This window comes from Methylobacterium sp. Leaf469 (assembly GCF_001424745.1).
In the GTDB taxonomy this organism is placed as follows: domain Bacteria; phylum Pseudomonadota; class Alphaproteobacteria; order Rhizobiales; family Beijerinckiaceae; genus Methylobacterium.
The window spans coordinates 148,673-169,701 of record NZ_LMRE01000012.1; the positions used below are offsets into that span (position 1 = coordinate 148,673).

General features: G+C 70.1%; 16 protein-coding genes. 5 read left to right on the top strand and 11 right to left on the bottom strand.

The window, feature by feature from the left end:
* Positions 1-294 precede the first annotated feature (294 nt).
* Positions 295-3,351 carry a ribonuclease E/G gene (locus tag ASG60_RS08535; protein WP_056385017.1) on the top strand — a complete coding sequence of 1,019 codons (3,057 nt, stop codon included), beginning with the start codon at positions 295-297 and terminating at the stop codon, positions 3,349-3,351.
* A 95-nt stretch (positions 3,352-3,446) separates the two neighbouring features.
* Here ASG60_RS08535 and ASG60_RS08540 read toward each other — a convergent pair whose 3' ends face one another.
* From ASG60_RS08540 to ASG60_RS08560, 5 genes are all read right to left on the bottom strand, one after another.
* The gene (locus ASG60_RS08540; protein ID WP_056169934.1) at positions 3,447-3,869 is read right to left on the bottom strand and encodes an FKBP-type peptidyl-prolyl cis-trans isomerase; all 423 of its coding nucleotides are present in this window, start codon (positions 3,867-3,869) and stop codon (positions 3,447-3,449) included.
* Positions 3,870-3,927: 58 nt separating this feature from the next.
* Positions 3,928-5,112 (bottom strand): GNAT family N-acetyltransferase, encoded by a 1,185-nt coding sequence (locus tag ASG60_RS08545; RefSeq protein WP_056385019.1) that lies wholly within the window; start codon positions 5,110-5,112, stop codon positions 3,928-3,930.
* Positions 5,109-6,470, bottom strand: a complete 1,362-nt coding sequence (locus tag ASG60_RS08550; protein WP_056385286.1) for an oligosaccharide flippase family protein — start codon at positions 6,468-6,470, stop codon at positions 5,109-5,111. The genes ASG60_RS08545 and ASG60_RS08550 overlap by 4 nt, the downstream gene beginning before the upstream one ends.
* Positions 6,471-6,670: 200 nt before the next feature.
* On the bottom strand, positions 6,671-7,648 hold the full coding sequence (locus tag ASG60_RS08555) for a GDSL-type esterase/lipase family protein (RefSeq protein ID WP_056359419.1): 978 nt from the start codon (positions 7,646-7,648) through the stop codon (positions 6,671-6,673).
* Complete coding sequence (locus ASG60_RS08560) at positions 7,606-8,706, bottom strand: OpgC domain-containing protein (RefSeq protein WP_056385021.1); 1,101 nt, start codon at positions 8,704-8,706, stop codon at positions 7,606-7,608. The genes ASG60_RS08555 and ASG60_RS08560 overlap by 43 nt, the downstream gene beginning before the upstream one ends.
* A gap of 347 nt (positions 8,707-9,053) precedes the next feature.
* Between ASG60_RS08560 and ASG60_RS08565 the strand changes: the two genes are divergently transcribed.
* Together ASG60_RS08565 and ASG60_RS08570 are read left to right on the top strand one after the other, a co-directional pair.
* Entirely contained in the window at positions 9,054-10,607 is a 1,554-nt protein-coding gene (locus ASG60_RS08565; protein WP_056260572.1) for an ATPase domain-containing protein, read from the top strand.
* Positions 10,594-11,634: a sensor histidine kinase gene (locus tag ASG60_RS08570; RefSeq protein ID WP_056169949.1), complete on the top strand. Its 1,041-nt coding sequence runs from the start codon at positions 10,594-10,596 to the stop codon at positions 11,632-11,634. Before ASG60_RS08565 ends, ASG60_RS08570 begins: the two co-directional genes overlap by 14 nt.
* A 9-nt stretch (positions 11,635-11,643) precedes the next feature.
* Here the strand turns inward: ASG60_RS08570 and ASG60_RS08575 are convergent, their stop codons facing one another.
* From ASG60_RS08575 to tpiA, 6 genes are all read right to left on the bottom strand, one after another.
* The gene (locus ASG60_RS08575; RefSeq protein WP_244473737.1) at positions 11,644-12,033 is read right to left on the bottom strand and encodes a hypothetical protein; all 390 of its coding nucleotides are present in this window, start codon (positions 12,031-12,033) and stop codon (positions 11,644-11,646) included.
* Positions 12,030-13,601: a peptidase S10 gene (locus ASG60_RS08580; protein WP_200947660.1), complete on the bottom strand. Its 1,572-nt coding sequence runs from the start codon at positions 13,599-13,601 to the stop codon at positions 12,030-12,032. Before ASG60_RS08580 ends, ASG60_RS08575 begins: the two co-directional genes overlap by 4 nt.
* Before the next feature lie 23 nt (positions 13,602-13,624).
* The gene (locus tag ASG60_RS08585; protein ID WP_056385025.1) at positions 13,625-14,077 is read right to left on the bottom strand and encodes a DNA polymerase III subunit chi; all 453 of its coding nucleotides are present in this window, start codon (positions 14,075-14,077) and stop codon (positions 13,625-13,627) included.
* A 142-nt stretch (positions 14,078-14,219) separates the two neighbouring features.
* The gene (locus tag ASG60_RS08590) at positions 14,220-15,848 is read right to left on the bottom strand and encodes a CTP synthase (protein WP_056385027.1); all 1,629 of its coding nucleotides are present in this window, start codon (positions 15,846-15,848) and stop codon (positions 14,220-14,222) included.
* Between the two features lie 196 nt (positions 15,849-16,044).
* The gene (gene secG, locus ASG60_RS08595; protein ID WP_056385029.1) at positions 16,045-16,476 is read right to left on the bottom strand and encodes a preprotein translocase subunit SecG; all 432 of its coding nucleotides are present in this window, start codon (positions 16,474-16,476) and stop codon (positions 16,045-16,047) included.
* 132 nt (positions 16,477-16,608) lie between these two features.
* Entirely contained in the window at positions 16,609-17,373 is a 765-nt protein-coding gene (tpiA, locus tag ASG60_RS08600; protein WP_056169966.1) for a triose-phosphate isomerase, read from the bottom strand.
* Between the two features lie 210 nt (positions 17,374-17,583).
* Between tpiA and ASG60_RS08605 the strand changes: the two genes are divergently transcribed.
* Together ASG60_RS08605 and trpE are read left to right on the top strand one after the other, a co-directional pair.
* Positions 17,584-19,488 carry a SurA N-terminal domain-containing protein gene (locus ASG60_RS08605; RefSeq protein ID WP_056385031.1) on the top strand — a complete coding sequence of 635 codons (1,905 nt, stop codon included), beginning with the start codon at positions 17,584-17,586 and terminating at the stop codon, positions 19,486-19,488.
* Positions 19,489-19,495: 7 nt separating this feature from the next.
* Positions 19,496-21,019, top strand: coding sequence for an anthranilate synthase component I (trpE, locus tag ASG60_RS08610; RefSeq protein WP_056385033.1), 1,524 nt, complete (start codon positions 19,496-19,498; stop codon positions 21,017-21,019).
* The last annotated feature ends 10 nt before the right edge of the window (positions 21,020-21,029 follow it).

Here is a 21,029-nt window from a genome sequence, read left to right on the forward strand (position 1 = left end):
GGGAGAGGATGGGAGGACACACAGCATCGGTTGCCGTTGCTCGTGTTCGACGCATGCGCGTTTCGCGTGGCGCCGCAGTCCCGTCGGCCCTGACCAGGATCAACCCCACGCGCGCCGATCACCGGCGCCCAAAGGCGGTTGACGGCAATCCCTTCCCCACAGTTCCCGCGATCCGCGTTTTCGGATCGTCGCGCGCGTTGACCGTCCGGCCCGATGGGCCGGGACGGGGCGGCACGCCACGGGAGCCGCTCGGTTCGAGGAGAACGACGTCGGCCGCCCTGTCGAAAGTTCGTCATGGCCAACAACAACAAGATGCTCATCGATGCGATGCACCCGGAGGAGACCCGGGTCGTCACGGTCCACGGGTCTAGGGTCGAGGAATTCGACTTCGAAGCCGCCAACCGGCGCCAGCTTCGGGGCAACATCTACCTCGCCAAGGTGACGCGGGTGGAGCCTTCGCTCCAGGCGGCCTTCATCGAGTACGGCGGCAACCGCCACGGCTTCCTCGCCTTCAGCGAGATCCATCCCGACTACTACCAGATCCCGCTCGCCGACCGGCAGGCCCTGCTTGAGGACGAGGCGCGCGACGCCGAGGAGCATCGCGAGCGTGAGGAGCGCAAGCCCCGCCGCCGCTCGCGCGGCCGCCGCGCCGAGGCCGCCTCGGCCAAGACCGCCGAGACCGTGAGCGTCGCGGATCCGTCGGCCGACGCCGCCGAGACGGACGTCTCGGCCGTGAACGTCGGTGAGCAGACCGTGTCCGGGTTCGACGACACGGCGGCGCCTTCGGCCGAGACGGGCAGCGATGCGTCCGCCGAGCTGGCTCAGGCCGAGCACGCCGTGGAATCCACGGAGGAAGCCGTTGCCCAGGCGAATGCCGACGAGGCACCCGCGACGGACGCTTCCGCAACCGAGACTCAGGCGACTGGAGCGGCTCCCGAGCCGCACATCACCGCCGAGGCGCACGTCGCTTCGGCGCCTCATGTCGAGCCGGCCGCCGAGATCGCCCTCGAAGCCGCGCCCATGGGCGGGTCCGCCGAACCCGTCGCGGCCCCAGCCGAGACCTCCGAGGACGAATCCGACGAGGACGAGTCCGATGAGGAGGACGAGGACGAAGACGACGATTCGGATGAGGATTCCGACGAAGACGACGATTCGGACGAGGACGACGACGAGGACCACGAGGGCGAGGACGGCGAGCGCGAGCCCAAGATCGCCCAGGTCGGCGGCAACGGCGACGCCCTGGCCGAGATCCCCGAGCGCCCGCGCACCTATCGCCGCCACTACAAGATCCAGGAGGTGATCAAGCGCCGCCAGATCATCCTGGTGCAGGTCGTCAAGGAAGAGCGCGGCACCAAGGGCGCGGCGCTCACCACCTACCTGTCGCTCGCCGGCCGCTACTCGGTGCTGATGCCCAACACCGGCCGCGGTGGCGGCATCTCGCGCAAGATCACCAGCGCCGCCGATCGCAAGCGACTCAAGGAAGTCGCGCAGGATCTGGAGGTGCCCGAGGGCATGGGCGTCATCCTGCGCACGGCCGGCGCGTCCCGCACCAAACCGGAGATCAAGCGCGACTTCGAATACCTCATGCGCCTGTGGGAGAGCGTGCGCGAGCTGACGCTGTCCTCCTCGGCCCCGGCCCTCGTCTACGAGGAAGGCTCGCTCATCAAGCGCGCCATCCGCGACCTCTACAACAAGGACATCGACGACATCCTGGTGGCGGGCGACGCGGCCTACCGCGAGGCGCGCGACTTCATGCGCATGCTGATGCCCGGCCAGTCGAAGGTGGTGCAGCCCTACCGCGACCCGACGCCGATCTTCGCGCGCCACGGGGTCGAGCAGCAGCTCGACGCGATGTTCTCGACCCACGTCACCCTGAAGTCCGGCGGCTACCTCGTCATCAATCCGACGGAGGCCCTCGTCTCCATCGACGTGAACTCGGGCCGCTCGACCCGCGAGCACGACATCGAGGACACGGCGCTCCGCACCAACCTGGAGGCGGCCGAGGAGGTCGCCCGCCAGCTGCGCCTGCGCGATCTCGCCGGCCTCGTCGTCATCGACTTCATCGACATGGAGGAGAAGCGCAACAACCGCGCGGTCGAGAAGAAGCTCAACGAGTGCCTGAAGAACGACCGCGCCCGCATCCAGGTCGGCCGCATCTCGCCCTTCGGCCTGCTCGAGATGAGCCGTCAGCGCATCCGCACCGGCATGCTCGAGAGCTCGTCGCTCCCCTGCGTTCATTGCGGCGGCTCCGGCTTCGTGCGCGCCACGGCGTCGGTGGCCCTGCAGATCCTGCGCGCCATCGAGGAATCGCTCCTCAAGAGTGCCACGCACAACCTCGTGCTGCGCACCCGCACGGAAGCCGCGCTCTACATCCTCAACCAGAAGCGCGGCCACCTGCACGAGCTGGAGGTGCGCTTCGGCGTGACCGTGACCATCGCGGCCGACGAGCGCCTCGCCACCACGGCGGCGTTCCAGCTCGACCGCGGCGAGCCGGCCGTACGCGCCGAGGGCGCCATCACGGGCGTCCGCGCCATCGCCATCAACCCGGCGATGGAGACGGAGGACGACGAGGAGTTCGAGGACGAAGTGGTCGAGACCGCCGAGGCCGAAGCGGAAACCGAATCTCAGGCGTCCGACACCGAGGAGGCCCGCGAGGGAACCAACGAAGGCGGCGAAGGCCGCGGCGGCCGTCGCCGGCGTCGGCGCCGTCGTGGTGGACGTCAGGATAGCGGCGCTCAGGTGGGCGGCGAGGACGAAGGCCGGTCGGAGTCCGAAGAAGACGAGTCCGATGAGGCCGGATCGACGCTCCAGGCCGAGGAGACGGGCTCCGAGGTCAACGGCTCGACCGAGATCGTCACCACGGGCGAGGATGACGGCTCCGGCCGTCGCCGTCGCCGGGGCCGTCGCGGTGGCCGGGGGCGCGATCGGGACAGCCGTTCGCGCGACACTGCGAGCGAGTCGACGGACACGGACGCCGAGGCCTCGGAGTCCGAGACCGTGGCCGATGCCCCCACGGCCTTCGCGGGCGGCGAGGAGCCGGTGAGCGCGGAAGCCGTCATCGCGGCGACGCAGGCGAGCGCCGACCCCGTCAGCCAGGATCTGCCGGTTGGACAGGATCTGCCTGTCGCCGAGGATCTGCCCGTCGCCTCGGCGCCCGAGCCGGCCGCAGCGCAGGTCGACGAGCAGGCTTCCCGGGCGCCAGCGTCCGCCGAGGTCGAGCCGAGCGCGGAGCCTGCGGCTGCGGCGCCCACGCCCGAGCCCGTCGCCGTGGTCCTGACGCCGTTCGATCCCGACCGGCCCAAGCGCGCCGGCTGGTGGTCCCGCACCAAGGCCGCCCTCTCGGGCGAGTGAGGCGCAGCCCGATCGGGTTTGAGAAACGAAGAAAGGCCGGATCGGGGCAACCCGATCCGGCCTTTCGCGTGTTGAGCCAGCTTGAAGTGTTCGGCCTACTTGGCGCCGAGAAGCTCAACATCGAAGATCAGGGTGGCGTTGGGCGGGATCAGGCCACCGGCACCGCGTGCGCCATAACCCTGGTCGGACGGGATGATGAGGGTGCGCTTGCCACCGGTCTTCATGGTGGCGACGCCCGTATCCCAGCCGGCGATGACCTGACCGGCGCCGAGCGTGAAGGTGAAGGGCGTGCCGCGATCCCGCGAGGAATCGAATTTCTTGCCCGGCTTGCCGTTGTCGTCGAGCCAGCCCGTGTAGTGGACGCTGACCTTCTGGCCGGCCTTCGGCTCGGGTCCGGTGCCGACGACCTCGTCGCGGTACTGGAGCCCGGAGGGCAGGGTCACGGTCTCGGCGGCGGAAGACGCTGTGGTCATGGCGAGGAACAAGGCTCCGGTGAGGGCGAGGGTCGGGCGAAACATACGGCGCTTCCTGTCTGGCGAACCGATGTGGGCCAGTCGCGAGGCACGATGTGGGGCGTCAGCCCCTGCCCATCAACCTCTGAGCCAACGCGCTCTCGGCGAGACGTCGCTTCGCTTGCGCCCGGGCGGCATGCTCGAACCGGGCGAGACGAACCCGCCGCTCGACGGACACGAGCCCGCGCACGCCCTCGGGAGCAGCGATGATATCCGCGACGGTCTCGCGATCCGGGTAGAGGCTTTCCAGAGCCGAGCCAGCGAGGGTCGCGGAGTCCAGGCGCTCGGCGAAGCCGGTCTCGTGAAGCGCGCGCACGATCTCGGCTTCGAGCACGAGGCCCGGCGCCCCGGCCCGCTCGGCTTCGTCGTAGGTGGTCTTCAGCAGGCAGGCGGTCCCGCCGGCAACGAGCGCGAGGCTGATGGCGAGGGGGCGCCCGTCGCGCATGAGGAGATCCGCCCGCGCGCCGACAGGCCCGCCCGCATCGGAAAAGAGCGCCCGCGCGAAGGCGGCATGCGAGGTGCGGCATGCCAAGGCGCTTCCGGCGGCGCCCTTCCATCCGGCCTGTTCCAGGGCCAGGAAAGCCGCTACGGCCGCGCGCAGGGGTTCACCTGCGGTGGCGGTCTCGAGGGTCAGGGCACCCCCCTCCGACAGCCTGCGCCGGCGCCGGCGCAGATCCTTGAGACGCGCCCGGTTGGGATGGTCGGCCTCGAAGGCAGCGAGACTGGCGCGCCGATCGAGCACCGGCCGCGGGAAGGCGTCGACCTCGCCGAGCGCCCAGCCCGCCGCGTTCAAGGCGGCGGAGAGTGCCCGTCCGAGGTGGGTCCCGGTGGCGAGCAGCGGCCAGCGCCAGGGCCGCCCGCCGGATGCGGCGCGCAGGCCCGCCACGAGGGAAGCGAGGGTCGCCGACAGCTCCGGTCCGTCGGCGACGAGGGGCAGGGTCGCGGTGACGAACGGCGACAGGAACGGACGGGCGACGGGACGGCCGAGGCCGCACAGGTCGTAGGTGAGCCGGAACGGCAGAACGGCGTCGAGGCGGTCGCCGGACCGCACCGTGACGATCCGCAGATCGTCCGACACGAGGCCGGCACTGCGGTGCGCCTCCAGAACGTGGCGGCTGTAATGCGGGTGCGGATCGATGGCCCGCGCGAAGAGGCCGTCCCAGGCGGCCCCGTGCCGGGAGAGGTCGGTGAGAGCGACGACGGCGAAGGTCGGATCGGGTCCGGATATCCGGCGGGTCGGAGCGATCATCGGTCTCGTGTCCGAAAGGAGCCGAGCCGGACCGGCGTGGCGAGGCCGTGGATCGCGTGGGCGGCGATCGCCATGGCGAGGCCCCGCACGGTGGTGGCGACCGCCATGGCGATCGCGGCGCCGATGACACCGTAAGGCGGCACCAGCACCCAGCACAAACCGGCGGCGAGACAGAGCATCGCCAGGGTGACGGCCGCGCAGACGCCCTCGCCGCCCAGCATGGTCAGAAGGTCCTCGCCCGGCCCGAAGACGCTCGCGGCGACGCTGCCCGCCACCAGAACCGCGAGGATCGGCAGGCTGTCGCGGAATTCGGGGCCGAACAGACCGAGGAGCAGGGGCGCGGCCACCAGCACGCCGGCCCCGACGAGAAGCGTCGCCGCCAGGGTCAGGGCGCCCTGCATCCGCACCAGGGCGGCGAGGCCGCCCCGGTCCCCGGCCGCATGGGCGGCGGTGAAGCGCTGCGCCGTGGCGGCGGAGGCGGCGAAATGCACGAAGGCGACGAATTGCTGGATGCGGGTGGCTGCAAAGTACAGGCCCACGGTGGCGGGCGGCATCAGGGCGCTGAGGATCACCACGTCGACGACGTTGAACCCGGCGCTGGCGAGATCCGTCAGGGCGATGGGCAGGCAGGCACGCAGCCAGGGGCGCCAGCGATAGGCGCGCGGCCCGGGCGGATGGACGGCACGCAGGCGGCGGATGAGACAGATAGCCTGGAGGGACGCCGCGAGCGCCGTGGCCAGGAGGGTGCAGGCGATGGCGACCCAGGCCTCGGCCGGAGCGCCGGACCACACCGCCCCCACCATCGCCGCCATGATGAGCCCCTGGCGCAGGAGGTAGGGCGGCGCGATGGCGAGCACCGCCCAATTCTGACTGCGGGCGACGCCCTCGCAGAAATCCTGCAGGGCGAACAGGGGGAGGATGGCGGCGGCGAGCAGGATCGGCGCACCGTAGGGGCCGGCGAGCAGCGTTCCCTCCGCCCGGAGGACGAGGAGCCCGGCACCCGCCAGCAGGCCGGCGGCCAGCAGCGTGACCACGGCGCCGCCGAAGAGGAAGCCCCGCACCGCGTCGTCGCGGCCCACGCCTTGGTCCGCCGGCAGGAAGCGGCAAGCCCCCTGCGACAGGCCGAGGGTCGCCGAATGGCCGAGGATGCCGATCCAGACCCAGACGGCCGCGAAGATGCCGTACTCGGTGCCGCCCATGAGGCGGGCCATGAGAACCTGCGCGACGTAGGCGAAGCCGGCCGAAGCGATGCGGATGGCAAACACGTCGAGGGCGGCCCGGGCCGGCCCGGAGCGGGCTCCGCGCAGACGCGCCGCGAGGGTGCCCCAAACCGATGCGCCGATGCGATCCGTCGCCATGCCCATTCGTGCGTCCCCGGCCCGACGATCGGGTCTAGCGCACCGGCCTTGCGAGGGGGTTAAGTACGACGACCCGGAATCGGCGCGTCGGCTAGAGCCGCGCCCGACCACGTTGGGTCGGGACGTATCGCGAAACCTTTATTTTGCCGCGCTCTTTTCCGTCGAACCGGCATCCACTTCGGCGGAGAGCGCTCTCGGCATCAATCGCCGGGGGCGACGAGGACGGACGGCGGTGGGGACGCCGCCTTGACCGCCGCATCGCGCGGCGGGACGATCACGGCCGTGGGCGTCTTCGTGGTTCCGGTGACGACGGTATCGGCCTGGAGAAGCGACAGGGTGATGGCACGGGTGACGTGTTCGGCCATGCAGCGCAGGCCGAGGTCGTTGAGGCGGAACTGGGAACCGAGCAGGTGCCCCTCCCCCTTCTGGCCCTGGCCCGACAGGTAGCGCATCGCCTCGTAGCGCTGCACCAGGGGCACGCCCTCGCGGACGGCCACCTCCTGAACCTTGCGCACCAGGCTGTTGTAATACTCGTCCGCCGCGAGGCTCGCCGTATAGACCGGGGTGACCAGCACCACGTCGATCTCGTGGCCTTTGATCCACTGCACGGTCTCGTCGAGGGCGTTGGCGAAATCCTCCGCGTCCACCCGCGCGAGGGCGTCGTGGGTGCCGACCTGCCAGATCACGAGGTCGGGCTCGATCTCGGCCACCATGTTGCGCAAGCGCTCGGCGGCGCCGGACGCGATCTCGCCCTGCATGCCTCGGCTCTCCACCACCACGTCGACATCGGGCAGGGAGCGCTCCAGGGCGGTCTCCAGCTTCACCGGATAGGTCGCCGACGCGCCGGGGCCGGCCGACGACGAGCCCACGGTGAGCACCCGCACCGGCCGCTTCTCCGTCAGGGCGAGCTTCACCGCGCCGAGACGCGCCAGGGTGTACAGCTTCGAGCCGGGCACCCGGCATTCCGGCGACAGGGTGACGTCGAGGGCCTCGGCGCCGTCCGGCCCCGGCGCGGTCATCACCATGGTCTTCGGCGGCGAGACCACGGTGGCCGGGCCCGCGGTGGGCGCGGGCGCCGACGGCTCGGCGCGGACGGGGCGGCAGGTTGCGGCAAGTGTCAGGCCGACGGCGAGCGTCAGGCTGGCGGCGAGGAGGGCCGCGGCTTGCGGGAGCGCCATTCGACGAACCATGCGGTGAAACCCAGTGCGATCAGGCCCGATCCTACGACGGAAACGTCAACGAAGACACCGCCACCCGTCCAGAAGCGGACGAGTTGCGCGGCCAGACTCAGGAGCGATCCGATGGAGAACACGGCGAGGGAGTTGCGGCCGAGGCCGGTGAGGTAGCCCGCCACCGGGCCGAGGCGTGGTGCCAGCACGGCGTAGAGGGTCTGGAACGCGAGCAGCATCCCGAGGAAGTGGATCAGCCGGGCGGGGGTCAGGTAGGTCTTGTCGAAGGTGAAGAGCAGGCGCGGCTCCGGCACCAGCAGGGGATCGGGCCGGATCTCGAGGACCGACAGGACGATGCCCGTCAGCACGATGGCGATGCCGAGGGGCACGAGACGGACGGACCAGGTCCGCAGCCACGGGGAGCGCCGGTTCCAGTCCTCGGCGACGAACCCGAGGACGAGGAGAAGCTGCCAGCACAGGGGATCGAAGAACCAGTCGCCCTCCCCCGGCCAGGACGGTAGGTTCAAGTCGAACACCAGGCTCGCGAAGTAGAGCCCGAACGACAGGGCCAGCGCGGCGACGCGGCTGACACGGGCCAGCAGCACGAAGATCGGCGCGATGCCGAGGAGCACCACGTAGAGCGGCAGGATGTTGAAGAAGCCGAGCTGATGGGTCAGCAGCGCGAAGCCGACCATGGTTTGGATCGGATCGGCGAAGAACCCGCCGGCATTGTGCCATTCGAGGAGAAGCGGATTGTCGAGAACCAGGGCGGTGCCGGCGATCATCGCCAGGGCGAGGGCCATGGTGGTGATCTGCGCCCGATAGACCTCGATGGTCCGCGACAGGAGTCGCAGCACGGATTTCAGGCGCGGTTCGGGGCGTCCGTCCCGTCCCCGCGTGGCGATGCCGATGGACCAGCCGGCGAGGAACACGAACAGCTCGGCCGCGTCCGAGATGCCGTACTGCGAATAGGTATAGCGCTCGAAGGTGTTGCCGGGGATATGGTTGACGAAGATCGTGACGAGGGCGAGCCCGCGCCAGAAATCGATCGCGTTCGGTTCGCGCATCGGACAGTCCGGGTTCCGTCGGCTCGAAAGGGCTTCGCGGGCGTGACCGACCCGGACGGACCGCTCCATGCGGTCAAGGCCGGTGGTGATACGGTGCCGGGGGCCTTCTGCAAAGGCTTGACTGATCCGCAAGAATGCTGCGGTGAAGCGTCGGCGGTCCGGTCGGGACGCGGGGAAGCTCTATGCCACGCAGGCCCGGGTGGAACCCCGCCCGCTCCCACCCGTTCAACGGCGCTGGGAACGAGAGAACGGCGTATCTTTTGCCCGTCGGTCGAAGACGCTTCGCCGGCTCGGCCCTTGGGTACCCAAGGCCTTGATGACAAGGCCCCGATGAACAGAGTCGCCGAATGACCACCCCCGCCACCGCCGACGCCATGCCGATCCCCACGGGGGTACCGGGGCTCGATCACATTCTCAACGGCGGCTATGCGGCCCAGCGGGCCCACCTCATCGAAGGGCGCCCGGGCAGCGGCAAGACCACCCTCGGCCTGCAGTTCCTCATGGACGGCGTGAAGCTCGGTGAGCGTGCGCTCTACATCACCCTCTCGGAGAGCCGGCGCGAACTCCTGTCGGTGGCCGAACGCCACGGCTGGAGCCTCGACGGCATCGACATCTACGAGCTCGTCCCACCCGAACTCAGCCTCGACGCGAAGCTGCAGCAGAGTCTCGTTCATTCCTCCGACCTCGAACTCGGCGAGACCGTGCGGATGGCCCTGGCGGAGATCGAGCGGGTCAATCCGTCCAGGGTGGTGTTCGACAGCCTGTCGGAAATCCGCCTGCTCTCCCAGGGGTCCCTGCGCTACCGGCGCCAGGTGCTGGCGCTCAAGAGCTACTTCCTTCTCAACAACGCCACCGTGCTGATGCTCGACGACCTCAGCGCGGAGGAGAACGACCTCAATCTCCACTCCATCAGCCATGCGGTGATCCGCCTGGAGCAGGTGACGCCGGATTACGGCGCCGGGCGCCGTCGCCTGCATGTCATCAAGATGCGCGGCACGAAGTATCACGGCGGTTATCACGACTTCACCATCCGGAAGGGTGGCCTGCGCGCCTACCCCCGCCTCGTGGCCGCCGGGCATCACACGACCTTTCCGGAGGAGACCGTCTCCAGCGACGTGCCCGAACTCGACCGGGCGCTCGGTGGCGGCCTCGACCGGGGCACCACGACCCTGGTGATCGGCCCCTCGGGCGCCGGCAAATCGACCCTCGCGCTCAGCTATCTCGCCGCCGCCCTCCGACGGAAGGAGCGTGCGCTCATCCTGTCCTTCGACGAGACCATCGGCATTCTTCTGCGGCGTGCCGCCGGTGTCGGCATGGATCTCAGCGGTTTCGTCGCGGATGGGCTCCTGCGCGTCGAGCAGATCGATCCGGCCGATGTTTCGCCGGGTGATTTCGCCGGCCGTATCCGCGACGCCGTCGAGAACGATGGCAGCCGGATAGTCGTCATCGACAGTCTCACCGGCTACATGAGCGCGATGACGGGCCAGCCTGCCCTCGTTCTTCAGATGCACGAGCTCGTGACCTACCTGAACCAGCAGGGCGTGGTGACCATCCTGATCCTTGCCCAGCACGGCATGGTCGGGCGGATGGATTCACCCGTCGACCTCACCTACGTCAGCGACGCGGTGGTGATGCTGCGGTTCTTCGAGGCCTCGGGCCGGGTACGCCGCGCTCTCTCGGTGCTGAAGAAGCGCACGGGCATGCACGAGGACACGATCCGGGAATTCCGGATCGACACCCAGGGCCTGCGCGTGGGCGAAGCACTGACGGGCTTCCGCGGCGTTCTCACCGGCGTGCCGACCTACGAGGGCGACCGCCGCGATCTCCTCGACGACCGGGAAACGGGCAAGCCGACTCGCACCTCCGAGACCCAGGCCGGCGCCAGCCATGCCAAGCCGTGACGCCAACGTCCTGATCCTGGCGCCCGTCGGTCGGGACGGAGCCGTAGCCGCCGCGATCCTACGCCAGGTCGGGATTCCATCGCGGATCGAGACCAGCCTCGAGGATCTCGTCGCCGGTCTCGACGGCGCGGCCTGCGCGGTGGTCACCGAGGAAGCGCTTCTCAAGTCCGATCGCCGGGACATCGCCGGTTGGGTCGAGCGCCAGCCGCCCTGGTCGGACTTCCCCTTCGTGCTCCTGAATCACCGCGGGGCGACGCCCGACGAACGGCTGACCAGCCTCCTCGGCAACGTCACCGTCCTCGAGCGCCCGTTCCACCCCGCCGTCTTGGCCAGCGCCGTGCGCTCGGCGCTGCGCGCGCGGCGTCGGCAATGGGAAGTCGAGGCGCATCTCTTGGAACGTCAGAAGACCCACGAGCGTCAGGCGCTCCTGATTCGCGAACTGCATCACCGCGTGAAGAACACCCTTGCGACGGTGCAGGGCCTGCTCGGGGCGACGGCGCGCAGCACGAAGACCATCGAGGCGTTCTACAGCTCGTTCTCGGACCGCATCGTCTCCCTCGGCAAGACCCACACCCTGCTGACGGAGGATTACTGGCAGACGGCGCCCCTGCACGAGCTGCTGCAGAACGAACTCGGCCATTACAACGCGGCGGATGGCGGACGCATCGCCCTCGACGGACCGGCCATCGAGCTCGCCGCCGACCTCGCGGTTCCGGCCGGGATGGCGTTCCACGAGTTGACCACCAACGCGGCGAAGCACGGCGCCCTGTCGCAGCCGGGCGGCCGGATCACCGTGACGTGGTCGGTGGCACAGACGGAGAGCGGCCGGACGCTCAACCTCGATTGGACGGAATCCGGCGGCCCGCCCGTTTCCGTGCCGGAGCGCAAGGGCTTCGGCTCGACCCTGCTACAGCGGGTGCTGGCCCAGCAATGCAATGCCCTCGTGGCCATCGACTACGACCCGGCGGGCCTGCGCTTCCATCTCGAAGCGCCGATGCCGGAGGAGCGGCTGGTGCCGAGCTACTGAGGCGATGCGCTACTTCACGATCCGGTCGAGGCGGTTGTTGACGAAGAAGTACAGCTCCTTGGCGCCGGGCTCCGTATAGAGCACCTGCACCTCGCGGCCCGAGCGGCCCTCTCCGACGAGGACGTCGGTGGGCGGTTTGCCCTTCAGGCGCACGAGATCGCATTCGCCGATGCCGGGTTCGATGGCGGCCGCTCCGGTGGGAACCGGACCGGAACAACTTCCGTCCCCATTCAGCACCGGCCCCGAGAAAGTCGGGGCTGGAGCGGGCCTCGGGGCGGGCGTCGCCACCGGCACCGGCTCGGGCGCCCGCGTCTCCGTGCTTGTACAGGCGGAAAGCCCCCAGCCGGCGAGGACGAGGAGCCCAAGGGGCGACAACCGATGGGCGGGGCGTGGGATCACAATTTATCCTTCTGCGTGGGCTTTTGCGGCTCCACCACCGTGCCGCGTGCCTTGAGCGCCGCTTCGAACAGCGCGGCGGCGTCCTTGTGGAAGGCGGCGCGGGAATCCGGACGGGAATAGAACATGTGTCCGCCGGGGTACACGGAGAGGCTCAAGCGCCCGCCGCCGAAGGCCGGCATCTGGTCGATCAACAGCTTCGAGGCGAAGTAGGGCGTCACCAGATCGGTGAAGCCATGGGCGACCAGCACCCGCAAGTTGCCGTCGAGGGCGAGGGCGCCGCGCAGGGCACCGAGGGCTTCGGGCGCCATGCGTCCACTTCCCCAGGTCCAACTCCGGTTGACCGCGCCGTTGAGGAGTTCGTAGCGCAGATCCGGCACCTTCCAGTTCAAGCGCTCCGCGTAGAGGGCGATCATCGCGCTGGTGAGCGGTGCCTGGATGGCGGTGAGCAGCGGGTCCTCGAAGCCCGAGGACAGGGCCGACGGGTCCGGGTCCCAGCCTGTGACGCCGGTGTCGTAGGCGCTGGCGACACGTCCGGTGTCGCGACCGATCTCGCGCTGGACACCGCTCGACGAGAGCCGCCCGGCCTGACGCCGCACGAAGGCCGGATCGAGCCCGGCCAGGGCCCCGACCCGGTCGCCGAGGCGTGCGACGGCGGCCGCATCCGACGGTCCTTTCAGAAGGTCGGCGAGGTAGGGGCCGATGGCGTAGGCCTCGGCCTCGGCCAGGGTCGCGCGGGTCGGCGTCCCGCCCGCCCGCTCGATGGCGGCGGCGGCGAAGGACGGCAGCTTCAGCATATGCCCCCACGGCGTGGTGCGGGGGGTCTGGAGCCAGGCGAAATCGAGGACGGGTGAAAGCAGGACGAGGCCGGACAGGCCGACGCCGATCTCCTCCTGGAGCTTGGCCGCGATGAGCGGCCCCCGGAACCCGCCATAGCTCTCGCCGACGAAGAACTTCGGCGCGGCCATGCGTTCGTTGGTGCGCAGCCAGCGGGCGATGGCCGAGGACAGGATCGAGGCATCGGCGTCGACGCTCCAGTACTTCTTGCCGTCGCCGTCCGCCGCGCGGCTGTACCCGGTACCGACGGGATCGATGAAGACGAGGTCGGTGAAGTCGAGCCAGGTCCCGTCGTTGGGCACCAGGCCGATGGGCGCCGACGGGCTGATGCTCGCGCCCTCGACGGGCAGGCGCCAGGGCCCGATGGCCCCGATGTTGAGGTAGGCCGAGGCCGCCCCCGGTCCGCCGTTGAGGGCGAAGGTGACGGGGCGCGGAGCGCCCGCCCTGCCCGGCATCGAGTAGGCGATGAAGGCGATCTCGGCCTGGAGCTTACCGGCCTCGTCCACCAGGGGAAGACTGCCGGCCCGGGCCGTGAACGCCAGCGTGCGCCCGTCCGGCAGGGCGACGCTGTGCTCGGTGACCGCGTCGGCCGGGAGCTTGCGCCCCTCCGGCCCCCGCGCCTCGGGGGGCTTTCGGGTTTCCTGAGTCGGTCGGTCGCCGTGGGGCGAGGGCTGGGCGGCGAGGGGATTTGTCAGGAGCAGCACGGCCGCGAAGCCGAGGGCGAAGCGTTGCATGGTCTGTCCTCGGGAAGCGCGCATCAGGCTTTCTTCTGCCAGCGGCCGTCTTCGTCCTGCTGCCAGTAGGCGATGGCGTGGCCGGCGGCCTTGGCCTCCTTCCACTGCTCGCGGGCGCGCAGGAGCGCGTCCTGGTCGCTGCCGTCGAACAGCACGCAGATACGGGCGTAATCGTCGGCATCCTCCGGCAAGGCTGCCCCCTCGACGAGGAAGCGGATGGCAGCACCGTTGGGGTTGGCGCCCTTCAGGGTCAGCACGACGGGATGGCCCGCATGATCCGGGTCGCGGTCGGTGCCATGGGGCAGGAAGCTGTCGTCGGTGTAGGTCCAGAGGCCGTCGTCGAGGGCCTGGAGCCGCTCTTCCGTCGCGACCTGGATCGCCGCGCGCCATTGCCGCTCCAAGGAGCGCTCGACGAGGCTCGGCAGCACCCGCTCCAGGGGCTGGTGCTGCAGGTGGTAGAACAGGATCTCGGTCACGCCCCCTCCTGGCCCGGTCGCGACGACACGGGGCGCGAGCGACCCGAGTCCTGTCGGCACCAGAGTTAGGCATGCCGGGGAGGATAAGGAAGCGCTCATGCGCCGCGCGGAAACGTTTCCCGGCGCGGCGCGTCGTCCCGGCTCAGACCAGCCGGCTCTGCACGATGGCGGCGCCGACGAAGCTCTGGAACAGCGGATGCGGCTCGAACGGTCGGGATTTCAGCTCCGGGTGGAACTGCACGCCGATGAACCACGGGTGGCCGACATGCTCCACGGTCTCCGGCAGCAGCCCGTCGGGCGACAGGCCGGAGAAGCGCAGACCCCGGGCCTCCAGGCGCTCGCGATAGGCCATGTTGACCTCGTAGCGATGGCGGTGACGCTCGGAGATGGCCGTGGTGCCGTAGATCTCGGCGATCTTCGTGTCGGCGTGGAGCGTCGCGTCGTAGGCGCCGAGCCGCATGGTGCCGCCGAGGTCGCCAGCGGCCGCGCGCTGCTCCAGTTCGTTGCCGCGTAGCCATTCCGTGAGGAGGCCGACCACGGGCTCCGTGGTCTCGCCGAACTCCGTCGAGTTCGCATCCGGCACGTCGGCCAGCGACCGAGCCGCCTCGATCACCGCCATCTGCATGCCGAAGCAGATGCCGAAATACGGAATCTTCCGCTCCCGGGCGTAACGCGCCGCCCGGATCTTTCCCTCCGCGCCGCGCTGGCCGAAGCCGCCGGGTACGAGGATGCCGTTGATGCCTTCGAGGAACGGCGCGGGGTCCTCGCGCTCGAACACCTCGGCCTCGATCCATTCGAGGTTGACCTTCACCCGGTGGGCGATGCCGCCATGGGTCAGGGCCTCGGTGAGCGACTTGTAGGCGTCCTTGAGGCCCGTGTACTTGCCCACGATGGCGATGGAGACCTCGCCCTCGGGGTTGCGCACGCGCTCGGAGATGGTCTGCCACTTGGTCAGGTCCGGCTCGCCCTTCGGTGTGATCCCGAAATGCGCCAGCACCTCGCGGTCGAGTCCGGCTTCGCGGTAGGACAGCGGCACGTCGTAGATGGAGGCGACGTCACGCGCCTCAATGACGGCGGTCTCGCGCACGTTGCAGAACAGGGCGAGCTTGCGGCGCTCGTCCACGGGAATCGGCCGGTCGCAGCGGCACAGCAGCATGTCGGGCTGGATGCCGATGGAGCGCAGCTCCTTCACCGAGTGCTGGGTCGGCTTGGTCTTCAACTCGCCGGCGGACGGGATGTAGGGCAGCAGGGTGAGGTGGACGAAGGCCGTGGCGCCGCGCGGCAGTTCCTGGCCGAGCTGGCGGATCGCCTCGAAGAACGGCAGGCCCTCGATGTCGCCCACCGTGCCGCCGATCTCGACGAGGACGAAGTCGAACGCCTCGTTGCCATCGAGCACGAACGCCTTGATGGCGTTGGTGACGTGCGGGATCACCTGGATGGTGGCGCCGAGATAGTCGCCGCGCCGCTCCTTGGTGATGATGTCGAGGTAGATCCGGCCCGTGGTGATGTTGTCAGCCCGCGTCGCCGGCAGACCGGTGAAGCGCTCGTAATGGCCGAGATCGAGGTCGGTCTCGGCGCCGTCGTCGGTGACGAACACCTCGCCGTGCTGCGTCGGGCTCATGGTGCCCGGATCGACGTTGAGGTAGGGGTCGAGCTTGCGCAGGCGGACCGTATGGCCGCGCGCCTGTAGCAGAGCCGCGAGGGCGGCCGATGCGAGACCCTTGCCGAGCGAGGAGACCACGCCGCCGGTGATGAAAACGTACCGCGTCATGGGCCTCGGTTCATAAACAAGGGTGGACGATTCGCCAAACCACAATAACGCTTATCCCCCGCGCAAGCCGGGCATGCACGGAATGTCGTCCGTTCGGGGGGCGTCGGTTCGGGTTTCCAGCCCGGATGGGCCGGTGCCGACCCGGCAGCGAAACGTCGGGCGGGCGTGAAAAGCGGCGGGTATCCGTCGACTGCGATCAGCGCGACTGCGGCGCCTCGGGGGCGACAGGCGCGGTCGGCGCAGGGGCGGCGCTCGGAGCCGGCGCGGCGGCGCCCGGAGCCGCCGGCGGCGTGCCGCCCTGCTGCTGCCGCAGGGTATCGAGGAGATTTCCGGCATTCGGCTGGCCGGCGGGCGTCGTGGTGCCGGCGCCGTCGAGGATCGAGCGTGGGGCGGCGCTGCGATGCGACAGCACGCCGAGGGTCATGCTCGTGGCAAAGAACAGCGCCGCCAGGATCGCCGTGGCCCGGGTCAGGGCATTGGCCTGTCCGCGCCCGGTCATGAAGCCCGAGACGCCACCGCCGCTACTGCCGCCGCCGAGCCCGAGGCCGCCCTCCGAGCGCTGGAGCAGCACCACGGCGATGAGGCCGAGCACGACGATGAGGTGGATCGAGATGAGGACGGTCTGCATCGGTTATCCAGGGGCGGCACCGCCGGGGGCGCACGCGGGAGGGATCGGGCGCGACGCACGCACCCCGCGCCGGCCGGTGATTTGAGCCGGCTGTTACACCAACCCGCGCCGGAACGCCAATGGGCCGCCGGGTCAGCGGGCGTAAGCGCCGACGATCCCAAGGAAGTCGTTCGCCACCAAGCTCGCACCGCCGACGAGGGCGCCGTCGACGTTCTCGACGGCCATGAGTTCGCGGGCGTTGCCAGGCTTCACCGAGCCGCCATACAGAATGCGGACCTTCGCGGCCTCCGGGCCGATGAGCTGTCCGAGCATCTCGCGCAGGGACGCGTGCACCTCGGCGATGTCGGACGGCGTCGGGGTCAGGCCGGTGCCGATGGCCCAGACCGGCTCGTAGGCAATGACCGTGTCGGCGCCCGTAGCGCCCTTCGGCACGCCGATGGCGAGCTGCGCCCGCACGATGTCGAGGGTGCGGCCCTCCTCGCGCTCGTCCTGGGTCTCGCCGACGCAGATGATGCCGCACAGGCCGGCGCGGCGCGCGCCCAAAGCCTTGGCGTGGACGCCGTCGTCGGTCTCGTGGTGATAGGCCCGGCGCTCGGAATGGCCGACGATGACGTAGGAGGCGCCGAGATCGGCGAGCATTTCGGCTGAGATGCTGCCCGTGAAGGCGCCGCTCGCCTTGGCGTGGAGATTCTGGCCGCCGATGGCGATGGGCGAACCGTAGACCGCCGCGACGCAGGAGGAGATCAGGGTCGAGGGTGGACAGATCAGGACGTCGACCTCGCAGAGCAGATCCGGACTCAGACCGTTGCGAACGGCCTCGACCACGGCGACGGAGCCGCGCAGGCCGTTCATCTTCCAGTTGCCCGCGACCAGTGGCCTGCGCCCCGCCTTCGTCATGGAATCTTCGCTCCGCGTCTCGACCCGTCCAGCTTCGCGCCGGCCCTACCAGATCAGCCGGGCCGGGCGCAAACCGGCGGAGCGCAGGAGCGGCGGTCTTTGCGCGCCGGTCTTTGCGATGGGGCGCGGATGGTCTATCGCGGGCGACCTTACAGAACGGGGCCGGTCTCGCCGCGCCCCGTTCCCGAAGACAAGAACCCGGACGCTTCGATGCTGACGAACATGCGCAAGGCGAGCCAGCACTGGCTCGGTAAGATCATCCTCTCCGTGGTGTTCGTCTTCCTCATCGCCGGCGTGGCGATCTTCGGCGTCGAGGAGTTCTTCCGTGCCGGCTCGACCAGCACCGTCGCGACCGTGGGCAAGACGCCGATCTCGGCCGAGGCCGTGCGCACGGCCTACCAGAACCAGCTCCAGCGCTACCAGAGCCAGACCCGCCGCACCCTGACGCCGGATCAGGCCCGGGCGCTGGGCCTCGACCGTCAGGTACTGGCCCAGCTCGTGAGCGAGGCCTCCCTCGACCAGCAGACGGCGTCCCTCGGCCTCAGCATCCCCGATGCCGCGGTCCTGCGCGCCATCCGCGAGGAGAAGAGTTTCCAGGGCGCAGACGGCAAGTTCGATCCGTCGCTGTTCTTCCAGACCCTGCAGCGTGCCGGCCTCAACGAGGCGACCTTCGTGCGCGAGCAGCGCTCCGTCGCCGCCCGTCTCCAGCTCGCCGAGGCCGTGGCCTCCGACCTTCACGTGCCGGCGGCCCTGCGCGAGGCCGTGCACCGCTACACCACGGAGCGGCGCGCCGTGGCGCTGATGATGCTGCCGCCCTCCCTCGTCGGCGAGATCCCGGCGCCCACGGACGACGCGATCAAGACCTTCTACGAGGAGAACAAGTTCGCGTTCCGGGCGCCCGAGACCCGCGCGGTGAACCTGCTGGTCCTCGATCCCCAGGCCATGGCGAAGCCCGAGGCGCTGAGCCCCGAGGACATCGCCAAGCGCTACGAGGCCGACCGGGCGAAGTACGGTACGCCCGAGCGCCGCACGATCCAGCAGATCGTGTTCCCCGACGAGGCGGCGGCGGCGGTGGCGCGCCGGAAGATCGAGGCCAACGAGGCGCCGTTCGAGGCCGTGGCCGCCGAGAGCGGCGCCGACGCCAAGAATCTGACGCTGGGCACCCTCACCAAGGCCGAGCTGTTCGACAAGCCCGTGGCCGACGCCGCGTTCGCGTTGCCCAAGGACGCCGTGAGCCAGCCCGTGAAGGGCCGGTTCGGCACGGTGTTGCTCCGGGTCACCGCCATCGAGCCCGAGACCCTGAAGCCGCTCGCCGACGTCCAGGCCGAGATAGCCAAGACCATCGCGCTGGAGCGGGCGACGAGCGGGATCGAGACCGCCCACGACGCCATCGAGGATGCCCGCGCCAACACCAAGTCGCTGCCCGAGATCGCCAAGGATCGCGGTCTTCCCCTCGTGGCCGTGCCGGCCCTGAACGCGCAGGGCCTCGACGCGGAGGGCAATCCGGTGGCCGGCATCCCCGACCGCGAGACCACCGTGGCGGCCTTGTTCCGCTCAGAGATCGGTGGCGACAACGAACCCCTGCGTACGAAGTCGGGCGGCTATGTCTGGTACGACGTGACCAATATCGATCGCGCCCACGACAAGCCCCTGGACAGCGTCCGCGACGAGGTCGTGGCCCGCTGGCGCGCCGCCGAGAGCGCGCGCCTCCTCGCGGCCAAAGCCAAGGAGCTGTCCGACCGCCTCGACAAGGGCGATACCGTCGAGACAGTGGCGCAGGCCGCCGGCCTCAACGTCGAGACCGTGTCCGACATCGCCCGCAACCAGCCCCAGGGCGACCTCACCGCCGACGTGGTGAACCGCATCTTCGCAACCGCCGTCGGCAAGGCGGCCTCGGCGGAGGCCGGTGAGCGCCGGGCCCTGTTCAAGGTCACGGCCGCCACCATGCCGGCCTACGTCCCCGGCGCCCCGGCCGACGAGGCCATCGCCAAGCGCTTCCAGTCGACGCTCGCCGACGACGTGCTCGGCGAGTACATCGCCGAGGTGCAGAAATCGGTGGGCATCACCGTCAACCAGACGGCCTTCCGCCGCGCCGTCGGCGGCGGTGAGTATTGATCGGGCGATGACACAGGCATTGGACGACGCGGCCTTCGTGCAGGCCTACGAGGCGGGACGTCCGACCCTCCTCAACCTCACCCTGTTGGCCGACCTCGAAACCCCCGTCGCCGCGTTCCTGAAGCTACGCGCCAGCCATTCGGGAGCGGCTTTCCTGCTCGAATCCGTCGAAGGCGGGGTCGTTCGCGGCCGCTACTCGATGATCGGGCTCGATCCCGACCTGGCTTGGCGCTGCCGCGACGGCCGGCCGGAGATTGCCCGCGACCCCGGCCTGACCGACTTCGTACCGGACGCGGCGAGCCCGCTCGCGAGCTTGCGCGCCCTCATCGCCGAGAGCGCCATCGACCCCGACCCGGACGCCGACGCCCTGCCCCCCATGGCGGCGGGGCTGTTCGGCTATCTCGGCTACGACATGGTCCGCGCCATGGAAAAGCTGGGCGAGCCGAACCCCGATCCGCTGGGCGTGCCCGACGCGATCCTGGTACGCCCCCGCGTCATGGTGGTGTTCGATTCCGTGCGCGACGTGATCACCGTGGTCGGCCCCGTGCGGCCGGAGCCCGGAATCCCCGCGCGCGCCGCCTACGAGGCCGCCCTCGCCCGCCTCGAGCGGGTGGCCGATGCCCTGGAAGGCCCGCTCCCCATCGAGGCGCGCAGCGACCCGCGCGCCATGGCGGCCCCCGAGCCCGTCTCGAACACCACGCCGGACCAGTATCTCGGCATGGTGGCGCGGGCGAAGGAGTACATCGTCGCCGGCGACGTGTTCCAGGTGGTGCTGTCGCAGCGCTTCGAGGCGCCCTTCACCCTGCCGGCCATCGCGCTCTACCGCTCCCTGCGGCGCACGAACCCGGCCCCGTTCCTGTGCTACCTCGACTTCGAGGCGTTCCAGGTGGTGTGCTCGTCGCCCGAGATCCTCGTGCGGGTGCGTGACGCGCGCGTCACCATCCGGCCCATCGCCGGCACCCGGCGGCGCGGCGCCACGCCGGCCGAGGACAAGGCCCTGGCGGCCGAGCTCCTCGCCGACCCGAAGGAGCGCTCCGAGCACCTCATGCTGCTCGATCTCGGTCGCAACGACGTCGGCCGCGTCGCCAAGATCGGCTCGGTGACCGTCACCGGCTCGTTCTTCCTCGAATACTATAGCCAAGTGATGCACATCGTCTCCAACGTCGAGGGCGACCTCCATCCGCGCCACGACACCCTCGACGCCCTGGCGGCGGGGTTTCCGGCCGGCACGGTCTCGGGCGCGCCCAAGGTGCGGGCCATGGAGATCATCGACGAGCTGGAGCGCGAGAAGCGCGGTCCCTACGGCGGGTGCATCGGCTATTTCGGCGCCCGCGGCGAGATGGACACCTGCATCGTACTGCGCACGGCCATCGTGAAGGACGGCCGCATGCACGTGCAGGCCGGCGCCGGCATCGTCTACGATTCCGACCCGGCCTCCGAGCAGCAGGAATGCGTCAACAAGGCCAAGGCCCTGTTCCGCGCGGCGGAGGACGCGGTGATGTATGCGAGCCAGGCGCGGCGGGGGCAGTAGGCCCCACGAT

Excerpts from the sequence above, each read along its gene's own strand:
- ASG60_RS08590 (WP_056385027.1), bottom strand. The coding sequence starts at position 15,848 with ATGACGCGGTACGTTTTCATCACCGGCGGCGTGGTCTCCTCGCTCGGC.
- ASG60_RS08560 (WP_056385021.1), bottom strand. The coding sequence starts at position 8,706 with ATGCGCGAACCGAACGCGATCGATTTCTGGCGCGGGCTCGCCCTCGTC.
- secG (WP_056385029.1), bottom strand. The coding sequence starts at position 16,476 with ATGCAGACCGTCCTCATCTCGATCCACCTCATCGTCGTGCTCGGCCTC.
- ASG60_RS08605 (WP_056385031.1), top strand. The coding sequence starts at position 17,584 with ATGCTGACGAACATGCGCAAGGCGAGCCAGCACTGGCTCGGTAAGATC.
- ASG60_RS08555 (WP_056359419.1), bottom strand. The coding sequence starts at position 7,648 with ATGGCGCTCCCGCAAGCCGCGGCCCTCCTCGCCGCCAGCCTGACGCTC.
- ASG60_RS08570 (WP_056169949.1), top strand. The coding sequence starts at position 10,594 with ATGCCAAGCCGTGACGCCAACGTCCTGATCCTGGCGCCCGTCGGTCGG.
- ASG60_RS08535 (WP_056385017.1), top strand. The coding sequence starts at position 295 with ATGGCCAACAACAACAAGATGCTCATCGATGCGATGCACCCGGAGGAG.
- ASG60_RS08550 (WP_056385286.1), bottom strand. The coding sequence starts at position 6,470 with ATGGCGACGGATCGCATCGGCGCATCGGTTTGGGGCACCCTCGCGGCG.
- trpE (WP_056385033.1), top strand. The coding sequence starts at position 19,496 with ATGACACAGGCATTGGACGACGCGGCCTTCGTGCAGGCCTACGAGGCG.
- ASG60_RS08540 (WP_056169934.1), bottom strand. The coding sequence starts at position 3,869 with ATGTTTCGCCCGACCCTCGCCCTCACCGGAGCCTTGTTCCTCGCCATG.
- ASG60_RS08545 (WP_056385019.1), bottom strand. The coding sequence starts at position 5,112 with ATGATCGCTCCGACCCGCCGGATATCCGGACCCGATCCGACCTTCGCC.
- tpiA (WP_056169966.1), bottom strand. The coding sequence starts at position 17,373 with ATGACGAAGGCGGGGCGCAGGCCACTGGTCGCGGGCAACTGGAAGATG.
- ASG60_RS08565 (WP_056260572.1), top strand. The coding sequence starts at position 9,054 with ATGACCACCCCCGCCACCGCCGACGCCATGCCGATCCCCACGGGGGTA.
- ASG60_RS08580 (WP_200947660.1), bottom strand. The coding sequence starts at position 13,601 with ATGCAACGCTTCGCCCTCGGCTTCGCGGCCGTGCTGCTCCTGACAAAT.